12 protein-coding genes are annotated in these 12418 nt (G+C 62.5%); 9 read left to right on the top strand and 3 right to left on the bottom strand.

The genetic code is table 11. The annotated features are described in order from the left end of the window. Positions 1 to 17: 17 nt before the first annotated feature. On the top strand, positions 18 to 917 hold the full coding sequence (locus E1748_RS09995) for an SDR family oxidoreductase (protein WP_166653534.1): 900 nt from the start codon (positions 18 to 20) through the stop codon (positions 915 to 917). Between the two features lie 60 nt (positions 918 to 977). On the opposite strand, the gene E1748_RS09990 is transcribed toward E1748_RS09995, so the two are convergent. Beyond that, a complete protein-coding gene (locus E1748_RS09990; protein WP_133646922.1) occupies positions 978 to 1634 on the bottom strand; it encodes a FadR/GntR family transcriptional regulator in 657 nt (218 codons plus the stop codon). A gap of 233 nt (positions 1635 to 1867) precedes the next feature. On the opposite strand from E1748_RS09990, the gene E1748_RS09985 reads away from it, so the two are divergent. The 5 genes from E1748_RS09985 (at position 1868) to E1748_RS09965 (ending at position 8155) form a co-directional block, all read left to right on the top strand. After that, entirely contained in the window at positions 1868 to 3652 is a 1785-nt protein-coding gene (locus E1748_RS09985) for a gamma-glutamyltransferase family protein (protein ID WP_133646921.1), read from the top strand. Positions 3653 to 3688: 36 nt separating this feature from the next. Then, entirely contained in the window at positions 3689 to 5098 is a 1410-nt protein-coding gene (locus E1748_RS09980; protein WP_133646920.1) for an MFS transporter, read from the top strand. Between the two features lie 41 nt (positions 5099 to 5139). Beyond that, positions 5140 to 5676 carry a GAF domain-containing protein gene (locus E1748_RS09975; protein WP_133646919.1) on the top strand — a complete coding sequence of 179 codons (537 nt, stop codon included), beginning with the start codon at positions 5140 to 5142 and terminating at the stop codon, positions 5674 to 5676. After that, entirely contained in the window at positions 5673 to 6986 is a 1314-nt protein-coding gene (locus E1748_RS09970) for an MFS transporter (protein ID WP_133646918.1), read from the top strand. The genes E1748_RS09975 and E1748_RS09970 overlap by 4 nt, the downstream gene beginning before the upstream one ends. Before the next feature lie 407 nt (positions 6987 to 7393). Continuing rightward, a complete protein-coding gene (locus E1748_RS09965; protein WP_133646917.1) occupies positions 7394 to 8155 on the top strand; it encodes an SDR family oxidoreductase in 762 nt (253 codons plus the stop codon). A gap of 10 nt (positions 8156 to 8165) precedes the next feature. Here the strand turns inward: E1748_RS09965 and E1748_RS31445 are convergent, their stop codons facing one another. Further along, positions 8166 to 8306 carry a hypothetical protein gene (locus E1748_RS31445; RefSeq protein WP_166653533.1) on the bottom strand — a complete coding sequence of 47 codons (141 nt, stop codon included), beginning with the start codon at positions 8304 to 8306 and terminating at the stop codon, positions 8166 to 8168. Here E1748_RS31445 and E1748_RS09960 point away from each other — a divergent pair. After that, positions 8305 to 8796 (top strand): DUF1097 domain-containing protein, encoded by a 492-nt coding sequence (locus tag E1748_RS09960; protein WP_133646916.1) that lies wholly within the window; start codon positions 8305 to 8307, stop codon positions 8794 to 8796. The two genes, E1748_RS31445 and E1748_RS09960, sit on opposite strands and share 2 nt — an antisense overlap. A 76-nt stretch (positions 8797 to 8872) precedes the next feature. On the opposite strand, the gene E1748_RS09955 is transcribed toward E1748_RS09960, so the two are convergent. After that, positions 8873 to 10294, bottom strand: coding sequence for a methyl-accepting chemotaxis protein (locus tag E1748_RS09955; protein WP_133646915.1), 1422 nt, complete (start codon positions 10292 to 10294; stop codon positions 8873 to 8875). Between the two features lie 295 nt (positions 10295 to 10589). On the opposite strand from E1748_RS09955, the gene E1748_RS09950 reads away from it, so the two are divergent. Together E1748_RS09950 and E1748_RS09945 are read left to right on the top strand one after the other, a co-directional pair. Further along, complete coding sequence (locus E1748_RS09950; RefSeq protein WP_133646914.1) at positions 10590 to 11333, top strand: SDR family oxidoreductase; 744 nt, start codon at positions 10590 to 10592, stop codon at positions 11331 to 11333. 61 nt (positions 11334 to 11394) lie between these two features. Continuing rightward, positions 11395 to 12294: an SDR family oxidoreductase gene (locus E1748_RS09945; RefSeq protein ID WP_133646913.1), complete on the top strand. Its 900-nt coding sequence runs from the start codon at positions 11395 to 11397 to the stop codon at positions 12292 to 12294. Positions 12295 to 12418: the final 124 nt, after the last annotated feature.

Raw genomic sequence — 12418 nt, 5'->3', positions numbered from 1 at the left:
TTTCAGGGAGCAGCATCATGAGCAAAGTCATCGTTGTTACCGGCGCATCCAGCGGCTTCGGCCGTCTCTCGGCCGAGGCACTCGCTAAAGCCGGCCACACCGTCTACGCGTCGATGCGCAACACGACCGGTCGCAACGCGCCGGTAGTCGAACAGATGGCCGCGTGGTCGAAGGAACACGGCGTCGATCTGCGTACCGTCGAAATGGACGTGCAGTCGCAGGATTCCGTCGATGCGGGTGTCGCGAAGGTCATCGCCGACGCAGGCCGTATCGACGTGCTGATGCACAACGCCGGTCACATGGCGTTCGGTCCCGCCGAATCGTTCACGCCGGAGCAGTACGCACATCTCTACGACGTCAACGTGCTCAGCACGCAGCGCGTGAACCGCGCGGTGTTGCCGCATATGCGCAGTCGCGGGCAAGGTCTGCTCGTGTGGGTATCGAGCAGCAGCTCGGCAGGCGGCACGCCGCCGTACCTCGCGCCGTACTTCGCCGCGAAGGCCGCGATGGATGCGATCGCCGTGCAGTACGCCCGTGAATTGTCGCGCTGGGGTATCGAAACGTCGATCATCGTGCCGGGCGCGTTCACCAGCGGCACGAACCATTTCGCGCACAGCGGTGTACCCGCCGACACGGCACGCGCGGCCGAGTACGACGCAGGTCCGTACGCAGGTTTCGGCGAACAGGTGCAGAAGGCTTTCGCGGAAATCGTGCCGCCGGATGCGGACGTGGGCCTCGTGGCCGAAGCGATCGTCGATGTGGTCGCGAAGCCGTTCGGCACGCGTCCGTTCCGCGTGCATATCGATCCGACGCAGGACGGTGCCGACCTCGGCTTCGCGGTGCTCGACCGCGTGCGGGCGGAAATGCTTCACCGGGTGGGTTTGTCGGATCTGTTGAAGCCGCGTATCAACGGCTGATGATCCGATCGATTGAAGTCGGGCAGGCCAGGTGCGAGAGCATCTGGCCTCAACGCATGTTCATCCTACCTTCCCCGGCATCCGCCATTGCACGTTCAGCAGATGGTCACGCATCCGTGCCGCTGCCGTTTCGCTATCGCGATCCTTCATCGCGTTCACGATCGCCTGATGCTGTTGCGCGAAGTGCCGGCGCGTTTCTTGATCCGCCGTTCTTTCGCGCAGGTTCGGTGTCATGCGCATCGCGTTGACCGCTTCCATCAGCGCGATGATCGCCGCGTTACGCGTGGCCTGTGCGATCAGCAGATGAAACCGGTGATCCCATTGCTGCCACTCGTAATCGTCGTTCACGATCGCATTGCGCTTCGCGCACTTTTCGAGTTCGGCGAGATCGTCGGCGCTGGCCTTGCGCGCGGCAAGTTCCACTAAAGCCGGTTCGAGCACGAGGCGCATCTCGGCGATGTCGGCGGGACTCGATCCCGCACGCAGACTGCGCAATGACGCCGCGAACTTCAACGGTCGCGCACCGAGATACGTGCCGCGTCCCACACCACGCCACACGCGGCCGGACGCTTCCATCGTCGCGAGCGCGCCGCGCAGATCCCGTCGACTGATACCGAGCGCTTCGGCGAGCTTTCTTTCCGGCGGCAACGCGTCGCCGTCTCTGAGGTTGTGCTCCGACAGGTAGTCGAGCAGCTTGTCGAGCGAAAGTTTTTCCATATTCCTATCTGCACCAATCAATACGTACCAATCAATATTGGTTCGAATCCTAACAGAAACGCGAATCACCGCGAACGGATTGCGCTACTTTTTACGGTGCAGTATCTTTGCGACATTCGTGGTGACTGCAGGAAGTTTGTTGCGTAACTCGCTCTATCGAGGCACGCCGAACCAATATCAAATGGTTTGTGTTTTATCGCAGTCCCGCCACCGACAACCTGGAACGACCGCATATGGCTTTCACGACACGCCCGGAACTGATCGGCACCTTCGGCATGGTCGCCTCGACGCACTGGCTCGCCAGCGCATCCGCGATGGCGGTCCTCGAAAAAGGCGGCAACGCATTCGACGCAGCGGCTGCGGCAGGCTTCGTGCTGCAGATCGTCGAACCGCATCTGAACGGGCCAGGCGGTGAATTGCCGGTGGTGTTCTACAGCGCGAAGGAAGATCGCGTGCGCGTGCTGTGCGGGCAAGGCGTGACGCCCGCCGCGATGACCATCGCACGCATGCAGGAACTCGGGCTCACCGTGATGCCCGGTACCGGCTTGCTGCCGGCGGTCGTGCCCGGCGCGTTCGGCGGCTGGATGACGATGTTGCGCGACTACGGCCAGTTGCCGCTCGACGACGTGCTGAGCTACGCGATCGGCTACGCGGAGCATGGCTATCCGGTGCTGCCGCGGATGGCCGCGTCGATCCTCGCGATCCAGGATTTCTTCCGCACGGAATGGCACACGTCCGCCGAGCAGTGGCTGCGCAACGGCGAAGCGCCGCGCCCCAATCACCTGTTCGCGAACCCCGCGATCGCCGACACCTACCGGCGCATCCTGCGCGAAGCCTGCACACACGGTGACCGCACGGAGCAGTGCGAGCGTGCGCGCACGGCGTTCTATCGCGGCTTCATCGCCGATGCGATCGACCAGTATTTCCGCTCGACCGACGTGCTCGATACGTCGGGCCAGCGCAATCGCGGTCTGCTGACTGCCGACGATCTCGCGCGCTGGGAACCGACGTACGAAGACTCGGTGTCGTACGAATACGAAGGTTTCCGCGTCCACAAGACGGGACCGTGGGGACAGGGGCCGATGTTCCTGCAGCAGCTCGCGTTGCTGAAGGGCTTCGATCTCGCGGCGATGGATCCGTTGGGACCAGACTTCGTGCACACGGTGATCGAGTGTTCGAAGCTCGCGTTTGCGGACCGCGAGGTGTTCTACGGCGATCCGAACTTCTCCGACGTGCCGATGGACACGTTGCTCAGCGATGCGTACAACGACACACGTCGTCGAGAAATCGATCCGCGCCGCGCGTCGTTCGAATTCCGGCCGGGTCGTCTCGGCGACAGCGAAGCGCGTGCCGCAAAGATTCTCGCGAACGCGGGACGTCAGCAGCCCGGTGGTTTCGGCCAGGGCGAACCGACCTTCGCGCCGCTGCCCGAACTGCGCGGCGACACGGTGCATCTCGATGTCGTCGACCGGTGGGGCAACATGGTGTCGGCGACGCCGTCGGGCGGCTGGCTGCAGGCATCGCCAGCAGTGCCGGGACTCGGCTTCAACGTGACCACGCGCGGCCAGATGTTCTGGATGGAAGAAGGTCTGCCGTCGTCGCTCGGTCCGGGACGGCGTCCGCGCACGACGCTGTCGCCGACGCTCGTCACGCGCGACGGCAAGCCGTACGCCGCACTCGGCACGCCGGGCGGCGATCAGCAGGATCAATGGTCGTTGCAACTCTTCCTGCGTCACGTGCATGGCGGGATGAACCTGCAGGCCGCCGTCGATTCGCCGACGTTCCAGACCGCGCATTTCCCCGGCTCGTTCTATCCGCGCGACATGCAGCTCGGCAAGATGTCAGCCGAAGGCAGCTTCCCGCAAAGCACGCTCGACGAACTGCGCGCGCGCGGCCACGACCTCACGGTGGCCGAGCCGTGGTCGCTCGGTCGCGTGTGCGCGGTCGGTATCAGAAACGGCCTGCTGCGCGGGGCGGCGACGCCGCGCCAGATGCAGGCATATGCAATCGGACGCTGACGCGAACCGCACTCCCCGCTCTGGAGACTCCTCACTATGTCCGTTGTTGCTGCCCGCCTTGAACGGCTGCCGCTTTCCGGTTTTCATCGCAAACTGCTGTTGATCGGCGGGCTGGGCTATATGTTCGACGGCCTCGATTCGTCGTCGCTGGCTTTTCTGCTGCCCGTCGTCAGCAAGATGTGGCAACTGACGAGCGCGCAGACCGGCCTCGTCGCGAGCAGTACGTACATCGGCTATTTCTTCGGCGCGTTTCTGTCCGGCGTGCTCGCGGACGTGATCGGCCGCCGCAAGATCATGATGAGCGCGCTCGCGATCTATTGCGTCGCGTCGCTCGGCAGCGCCACGTCGCACGACTGGCACACGTTCTTTGCGTGGCGTGTCGCAGCAGGTTTCGGTTCGGGTGCGGAGACCGTCGTGATCGCACCGTTCCTCGCGGAGTTCGTGCCGCGTCGCTATCGCGGGATGTTCTGCGGCGCGCTCGTCGGCTTCATGTCGTTCGGCTATCTGAGTTCGTCGATTCTCGGCTACACGGTCGTGCGTAATTTCCCGGACGGCTGGCGTTACCTCGCGGTGATCACGTCGCTGCCAGTGTTGATGCTGCTCTGGTGGCGCCGCACGTTGCCCGAGTCGCCGCGCTGGATGGAAAGCCAGGGGCGTACCGTGGAAGCGGATCGCATCGTCAGCGGCATCGAGTCGTGGTACGCGCTGCGCGGCATCGCGCTTGCGCCGCTCGCGGCCATCGGCAACATTCCGGCCGCCGCGCGCAGCAGCGGCAGCGCATTGCAGAACGTGATGACGTTGTGGTCGCGACGGCTCGCGGGCACGACCGCGGTCAGCTGGCTGATGTGGTTCTCGGTCGCGTTCGCGTATTACTCGTTCTTCTCGTGGATTCCCAGCCTGCTGCTGAAAGAAGGGCTGACGATGACCAAAAGCTTCGGCTTCTCGATCGCCATATACGGTGCGCAGATTCCGGGCTACTTCTCGGCGGCGTGGCTCAACGAAAAGATCGGCCGTAAGGGCGTGGTTGCGGCGTACATGACGCTCGGCGGGCTCGCCGCGATCATGCTGTCGCTGTCGCACACGGGTCCGCAGATCATCGCGGCGGGGATCTGTCTGTCGTTCTTCATGAACGGTGCGTTCGCGGGCGTCTATGCGTACACGCCGGAAATTTTCCCGACCGCTGTTCGCACGACGGGGACGGGTTCATCGTCGTCGTTCGGACGGATCGGTTCGGTGAGCGCGCCGATACTGGTCGGGCTCGTCTATCCGGCGTTCGGTTTCTTCGGCGTGTTCGCGATGACGACCGTCGTGCTGCTGGCCGGCGCATGCGTGGTGTTCTTTCTCGGGATCGAGACGCGCAACCGGTCGCTCGAGGACATCGAGATCAACGGCGCGACGGGTAGCGATGGACGCGAAGCGCTCGCGCCGACGCATCTTCGCGGCTAGGCGTTTTCGCTGCGCCTCTTAGCCTCTAACCAGACACCACCATGCAAGACACAGCAGACCATGCCGATTCGCGCACGACCCGCCAGCTGCAGGTACAAGATCTACAACGACTCGCGATCGCGATGCGCGAGTCCGGTCAACCGGCTGCACTCTTTCGCGCGGTCGAAGCGGTCGCCGCCGAGACGATCGGCTTTCGCCTGTTCACGATCATGACATACGACGCGCAGCAGCATGAAGTCGAGCGCGTCTACACCAACATGCCCGAGATCTATCCGACCGGCGGCCGCAAGACAAAACGCGACACCGCATGGGCGACGCAGATCATGCAGGAACTGCGGCCGTTTCGCGGCGAGACGTCGCACGACATCCGCAATGCATTCGACGATCACACCGTGATGACGGAGATGGGCCTCGGCTCGATCCTCAACATTCCGATCGCCTGGGACGGTCGGTGCATCGGCACGATGAACCTGACGCACGTCGAGCACTGGTACACACCGCAGCATGAAAACGCAGGCCTGCTGCTGGGCTCGTTTCTCGCGCCCGCGTTGCTGGCGTGCCGGGAAGTTCAACCATGAACAACGCGTCCGCACCGTCGGCCCACCGATGGCTGATCGTCTTCGCGCTCGGCTACCTCGCGCTGCTGGTCGACGGCGCGGACGTGATGATGTACGGACTCACGCTCACACGCATCAAGAGCGAGTTCGGTCTGACCAACGTCGAGGCAGGGGCGCTCGGTAGCCTGACGCTGATCGGTATGGCGGTGGGCGGTATTCTCGGCGGGTGGGCGAGCGATTCGTTGGGTCGCGTGCGCGTCGTCGTGTGGGCGCTTGCGCTGTTTTCGCTTGGCGCGGGTTTGCTGGGCTTCACGCACAGCTTCCTGCAGTTCGCAGTGGTCCGATTGATCAGTTCGTTCGGCATCGGTTGCATGGTGCTCGTCAGCACGCTGGTCGCCGAGTATGTGCCGACCGAACGGCGCTCGCTGATACTCGGCATGTTGCAGACCGGTGTGTCGGCGGGCTATATCGTCGTCATCGCGCTGAGCAGCTGGATTCTGCCGCACTATGGCTGGCGCATGCTGTTCTACGTCGCGACGGTGCCCGTTTTACTCGCGATCGCGATTCACCGGTTCGTGCCCGAGCCGCCGGTATGGCGAGCCAGCGAAGCGACCGACGGCGCGACCGCAACGCGCAATAGACGCAACTGGCGTGACAACCGCTACTACCTGATCTTCACCGACCGCGAAGCGCGCACGATGTTCGTGCTGTGGGCGCTCGCGTCCGTCTTCGCGCTGTCCGGTTTCTATGGCTTGAACAACTGGCTGCCGACTTACCTCGAGAAAGAGCTGCACATACGCTTCGGTTCGATGGCCGGCTACATGATCGGCACGTACGTCGTTGCGTTCATCGGCAAGATCGCGGCGGGCTGGCTCGGCGATGCATGGAGCCGGCGTGGCGTCTACGTAATCGGCTGTATGGCCGCGGCGCTGTTTCTGCCGGTGATCATCTTCTTTCACACGCGCGAGAATATCGTCTGGCTGATGCTTTTCTTCGGCTTCCTGTATGGCGTTCCGCTCGGCACGATGGGCGCGTTCATGTCCGAGAGCTTCGCGACGCGGGTGCGCGGCACTGCTGTCGGTGGATCGTATAACGTGGGACGGTTTTGCTCGGGCGCGGCGCCGGTTGTGATCGGTTATCTTGCGACACAGTTTTCACTTGGCATGGGGTTTCTCGTCGTCGGTGCGGTGTTTTTTCTGAGCGGGGTCTGTGCGCTGTTTATTCCGGATCGGTTGCACGATACGAGTGCGAGGGAGCCTGCGGGTGACAGCGCGCTCGCGCGGCGCGATGCTGCTGTGGATGGGCGAGTGGTTGAAGCGCCGGGGGCTTGATGGTGTAGCAGCCTGAGTAACCTGATCGCTCGATGCAACGTCGAGCGAATCTTTCCGGCGACGTGTGTGGCAATCTGTCGCGATGATCTCCGGCTTTAATCACTGCTCGTGGCGACGTCATCCGTCGTCGCGCGCAAAGTCCTGTGGGCTGCGTGGCTTTTGCACGCTATCGGCCACTCCTCCCCGTTTCCATACAAACATCTAGCAGATCGCGTCCTCGCGGCACGGCATACATGCGTACGCGCACCACTCAAACGATCAAAACAAAGGCTTTTGAAGCGGTTGCTGCGCTTCCGATTATTGACGGCCTTTGAATTAACAAGCCAATCCCCGTGTATTTATCGATCGACCGTCAACCGACATCATGGATACCACGATGTCTCCCCCCACTCGACGGAAATCATTCGATGACTACCAGCAAGCATTCCTCCACGATATCGACCGATCAGACGGCGATCGTCACCGGCGCATCCCGAGGCATCGGTCGTGCGATTGCACTGCGCCTCGCAGCCGATGGCTTCCGCGTCGCCGTCAATTACGCGGGTAACGCAGCGAAGGCTCAGGAAGTCGTCGCTGAGATCGAAGCGGCAGGCGGCAAAGCGATTGCGGTGCAGGCCGACGTGTCGAACCCCGACGATGTGCAGCGGCTTTTTGCCACGACGCTCGAAGCGTTCAGCACGATCGATGTCGTCGTCAACAGCGCGGGTGTGATGTCGCTCGCACCGATCGCACCCGACAGCATCGACACCTTCGACCGCGTAATCCATACGAATCTGCGCGGTGCGTTCCTCGTGTTGGGTCACGCAGCGAAGCATCTACGGGACGGTGGCCGCATCGTCGCAATCTCGACCAGCGTGATCGCGAAGTCGATCCCGCAATACGGCGCCTACATCGCGGCCAAGTCGGGGGTCGAAGGACTCGTCCGTGTGCTCGCCAACGAACTGCGCGGACGCAACATCACGGTCAATGCAGTGGCACCTGGCCCGGTCGCGACCGAACTGTTCCTCGAAGGCAAGACCGACGAACAGGTCGCGCAGTTGAGCAAGGCCGCACCGCTCGAACGACTCGGGAATCCCGACGACATCGCACGCGTGGTGTCGTTCCTCGCGGGTGCCGATGGCAGATGGGTCAATGCGCAGATCGTGCGCGCTAATGGCGGATTCGCCTGAGTTCAACCATTCAACCAGCAACGGTTACTGAATCGTCGATGCGCTGCGCGGGTCGCATCGACGCAAAGCTTTCTCCCGCATCGGCGTGGCCGCTTTTTATCTCTCGCTTTTTATCTTTCGTTAATTCACAACATACAGGGAGTTGAATCATGACCCGTCATTCTCTTTCCAATAACCTGAAGGTGGTGATCGGCGAATCGGTCATCGCGACGTCGGCCGCAACGCTTAGCGTGGTCGCTCTGGAGGTGCCGGTTTGGGCGATGTTCGTCGGCTGGATTGCATTCTTTACGCGCGGGCTGAATCTGAAGCAGGGCGCCATCAACCTCGCCTGCGTGCTGATCGGTGTAGGCCTCGGCATCGGTGCAGCACACGCGATGTCGGCGCTGACACCGCATCTGGGCAGCTATGCGATCAGCGCAGTCGTGTTCGCCATCACGGTCATCGTGTTATCGCTCGCGAAAGCACCGATCTTCAATAACCTGCTCGGCGTCTTCCTGGGTCTCGTGGCTTACTTCGCGATGCATCAACCGCCGTCGTTCGAGATCTTCGGAACGCTGGCCATCGCTACGACGCTGGGTGCAATCGCCGCTTTTATGGCCCATGCGTTGCAAAAACGCATTAACCAGAAAGCCGCGCATTAATGCTTGATGCACTGATGCACGACCGGCGATATGAGGAGCACATCGCATGTATGCCATGTGCTCCTCTCGCTGCGAGTTAACCCCGCTCGACAATAAACGCCGACATCGCAGCCGACAGTGTCCGCGCCTGTTCGCGCAAACTCCCCGACGCCGACGCAACCCCCTTCACGTTTTCGACGTTGCCCGCGAGCGCCACGTCCATTTCCTCGACGCCCTGGCTGAAGCGGTCCACATCGTGACTCTGCGCTTCGCTGGCGGAACTGATCCGCTCGATCAGTCGCGCGACATCCTCGACATGCCCGACGACCGCCTGCATCGTGTCGCCCGCACGCGTCGCGAGCACCGAGCCCAGTTCGACCCGCTGCAACGAATCCGCGATCAGTTGCCGGATCTCGCGCGCGGCAGTCGCGCTTCTTTGCGCAAGCGTGCGCACTTCGTCGGCGACGACGGCAAAGCCGCGTCCCTCGTTCCCCGCGCGCGCCGCCTCGACCGACGCGTTCAACGCGAGAATGTTGGTCTGAAACGCGATCCCTTCGATCGTCGAGATCATCTCACCCATCCGATGCACGGCCACATCGATCTCGCCCATCTTGCTAACCACTTCGCTGACGGCCTCGCCGCTCTGCTGCGCGACGGCGGACGTCTTCCGCGATAGCGAATTGGCTGTTGCAGCGTGTCCGGCGTTTTCGCGAATCCGCTGCGCGATCTGCGCCATCGTCACGCTCGTCGCCTTCAGGCCATCCGCCTGTGCGGCGATCTGTTCCAGCAAGGTCTGGTTGCCGGTCGCGATATGCTCCGACGACGAGGTCATCCGGTCGGTCGTGTGGGTGATTTCGCGCAGCGCGTGGTGAATCGCGTCGAGCGTCCCCTTGAACGTGCGGCTGCTCGCGCCTTCAAGCGTGATCTGCGGCAACCGCAGATCGAACTTCCCTGCTTCGCGCGACAGGCTTTCTCCAAGCAGCGCGAGTTCGATGCCGGCCTGCGCATCGGCTCGCATGTGCCGCGCGATGTAGATCAACAACCCGGCCTGAGCGACCACGTACGCCGCATGAATCAGCACGGTCGACAACGCCGGCTGCGTGAAGCAGAACACGCCGAACCCCGCGAGCTGCAGATAGTTGAACGTCAGATGGTGCACTGCGATCACGACTGCGGCAAACGCGATCGGTCGCCAGTCGCGGTACGCGAGCAGAAAAGACAACAGCACGAAGATGCCAAAGTGCAGTTCGGTCAATCCATGAGCTTGATGAATCTGTAGCGCTGAGAAGGTCATCAAACTGGCGGCAAGAAACAGCCGCGTCAACAGCGTGCCCGGGCGCCACCACACCAGCGCCGACGCGACGAGCGCGGTCGGCAGCCCGATCCACTGCACGGCCTCCCAGTTGTAGTCGCGGATCGCGAGCACGCATGAGATGCCGAACAGGCACCACACGACGGCGATCATCAGCCGGTCCGCTTTTGCATAGATGCCATGCAACAACTCGTTGCTCGAATTCATGTCGACCCTCGTTCTCTCGTATGTCGTTATCGTCAGGCGGACGGTGCGCCTGCAATTTTTTCGACTGCCATTGCCCGTTTACGGCAATTTCGCCCGTCGACTTTAGAAGTCGCCGCTCTAGTACCGCGTCCGTAAAAACACACACGACCACCGTGCGGAATGCATAGACGCGCGTGTACGCGCGTAAACAAATAGTTAAAGCAGATGGAACAGTGATGGCACGACGGCGGGAATGATCTTTAGAGAAGCATCGGCGATCATCGTTTGAATGTTCCCACCCACCTGGAGATCTTCGATGACCGTAGCAAAAAAACCGCGCGTTGCACTCGTTACCGGTGCGTCGCGCGGTATCGGCGCCACCATCGCGCGTCGTCTGGTACGCGACGGCTTTGCGGTCGCAGTGAACTACGCGGCCAGCTCGTCGGAAGCGGACGAACTCGTGACCGAGTTGACGCGCAACGGCGGCAAGGCGATCGCGGTGCGTGCCGACGTGTCGAAGAGCGACGAGGTTGGCCCACTGTACGAAACGGTCGAGCAGCAGCTCGGCAACATCGACGTCGTCGTCAACAACGCCGGCATCCTGAAGACGGCGCCGCTCGCACAGACCAGCGACGAACTATTCGCTCAGACGTTCGCGATCAACGTCGGCGGCGTGTTCAACATGCTGCGCGAAGCCGCGACGCGCGTGAACGAAGGCGGCCGGATCATCAATCTGTCGAGCACCACGCTCGCGCTGAATCTGCCCGGCTATGCGGTCTACAACGGCACGAAAGCCGCAGTCGAAGCGTTCTCGCGCGTATTCGCGAAGGAACTGCGCGGCCGTCGCATCACGGTGAACTGCGTGGCGCCCGGGCCGGTCGCGACCGAACTGTTTCTCAACGGCAAGACCGACGAACAGATCAGGCAATTCGCGCAGATGCCGCCGCTCGAACGACTCGGTCAGCCCGAGGACATCTCGGGCGCGGTCGCTTTTCTCGCTGGGCCGGATGGAGCGTGGATCAACGGCCAGGTGCTGCGCGCGAACGGCGGTGTCGCATGAGTTGAGGTTGTCGATCAAACGAAATTCAGACAGACGCCAACGCACAAAGGAAAACAACAGCATGAGCAAAGTCATTCTTATCACCGGTGCTTCGAGCGGATTCGGCCGCCTGACTGCGGAAGCCCTCGCGAAAGCCGGACACATCGTTTATGCGTCGATGCGCAACACGACTGGCCGCAATGCGGCAAACGTCGCGGAGATGATGGAATTCGCGCGGACGCATAACGTCGATCTGCGCGTCGTCGAGCTGGACGTGCAGTCGCAGGAATCCGCCGATGCCGCCGCGCAGCACGTGATGAGCGAAGCGGGCCATATCGACGTGCTCGTCCACAACGCCGGTCACATGGCATTCGGTCCTGCCGAAGCATTCACGCCGGAACAATACGCCCATCTCTACGACGTCAACGTGCTCAGCACGCAGCGCGTGAACCGCGCGGTGCTGCCGTATCTGCGCCGTCAGGGACAGGGCTTGCTGCTGTGGGTATCGAGCAGCAGTTCGGCCGGCGGCACACCGCCTTACCTCGCACCGTATTTCGCGGCCAAGGCCGCGATGGATGCGCTCGCGGTGCAATACGCACGTGAGGTGTCGCGCTGGGGCATCGAGACGTCGATCGTCGTGCCCGGTGCGTTCACGAGCGGCACCAATCATTTCGCGCATTCGGGATCGCCGGCCGATACCGCACGGGTCGCCGAATACGAAGCGGGTCCGTACAAGGACTTCGGCAAGCAGGTGCTCGAAGCATTCGCGGCCATCGTGCCGCCCGATGCCGATGTCGCGACGGTAAGCGACGCGATCGTCAGGATCGTCGATACGCCGTTTGGGCAGCGGCCGTTCCGCGTGCATGTGGACCCGACGCAGGACGGTGCCGACGTCGGCTTCACCGTGCTCGACCGGATGCGCACCGACATGCTGCATCGCGTGGGTCTGAGCGATCTGCTCAAGCCGCGCGTTCTGAAATAGCCGGGGCGAACCGGTTCGCACGACATCGAAGCTTAACGTTCAATACGAGGTGAACGTCGAAAAGTTGTGCAGCGGCGTATGTGATGGCGGCACAGACCGGGCGTGATTCGCTTGGGCTGTGATG

It is taken from the genome of Paraburkholderia flava (assembly GCF_004359985.1).
GTDB classification, from domain to species: domain Bacteria; phylum Pseudomonadota; class Gammaproteobacteria; order Burkholderiales; family Burkholderiaceae; genus Paraburkholderia; species Paraburkholderia flava.
Note: the sequence above shows the minus strand (reverse complement) of the source record. Positions and strands in the feature narration are given on the sequence as shown.

Excerpts from the sequence above, each read along its gene's own strand:
- E1748_RS31445 (WP_166653533.1), bottom strand. The coding sequence starts at position 8,306 with ATGATTCAACTCCCTGTATGTTGTGAATTAACGAAAGATAAAAAGCGA.
- E1748_RS09985 (WP_133646921.1), top strand. The coding sequence starts at position 1,868 with ATGGCTTTCACGACACGCCCGGAACTGATCGGCACCTTCGGCATGGTC.
- E1748_RS09980 (WP_133646920.1), top strand. The coding sequence starts at position 3,689 with ATGTCCGTTGTTGCTGCCCGCCTTGAACGGCTGCCGCTTTCCGGTTTT.
- E1748_RS09995 (WP_166653534.1), top strand. The coding sequence starts at position 18 with ATGAGCAAAGTCATCGTTGTTACCGGCGCATCCAGCGGCTTCGGCCGT.
- E1748_RS09955 (WP_133646915.1), bottom strand. The coding sequence starts at position 10,294 with ATGAATTCGAGCAACGAGTTGTTGCATGGCATCTATGCAAAAGCGGAC.
- E1748_RS09990 (WP_133646922.1), bottom strand. The coding sequence starts at position 1,634 with ATGGAAAAACTTTCGCTCGACAAGCTGCTCGACTACCTGTCGGAGCAC.
- E1748_RS09960 (WP_133646916.1), top strand. The coding sequence starts at position 8,305 with ATGACCCGTCATTCTCTTTCCAATAACCTGAAGGTGGTGATCGGCGAA.
- E1748_RS09970 (WP_133646918.1), top strand. The coding sequence starts at position 5,673 with ATGAACAACGCGTCCGCACCGTCGGCCCACCGATGGCTGATCGTCTTC.
- E1748_RS09945 (WP_133646913.1), top strand. The coding sequence starts at position 11,395 with ATGAGCAAAGTCATTCTTATCACCGGTGCTTCGAGCGGATTCGGCCGC.
- E1748_RS09975 (WP_133646919.1), top strand. The coding sequence starts at position 5,140 with ATGCAAGACACAGCAGACCATGCCGATTCGCGCACGACCCGCCAGCTG.
- E1748_RS09950 (WP_133646914.1), top strand. The coding sequence starts at position 10,590 with ATGACCGTAGCAAAAAAACCGCGCGTTGCACTCGTTACCGGTGCGTCG.
- E1748_RS09965 (WP_133646917.1), top strand. The coding sequence starts at position 7,394 with ATGACTACCAGCAAGCATTCCTCCACGATATCGACCGATCAGACGGCG.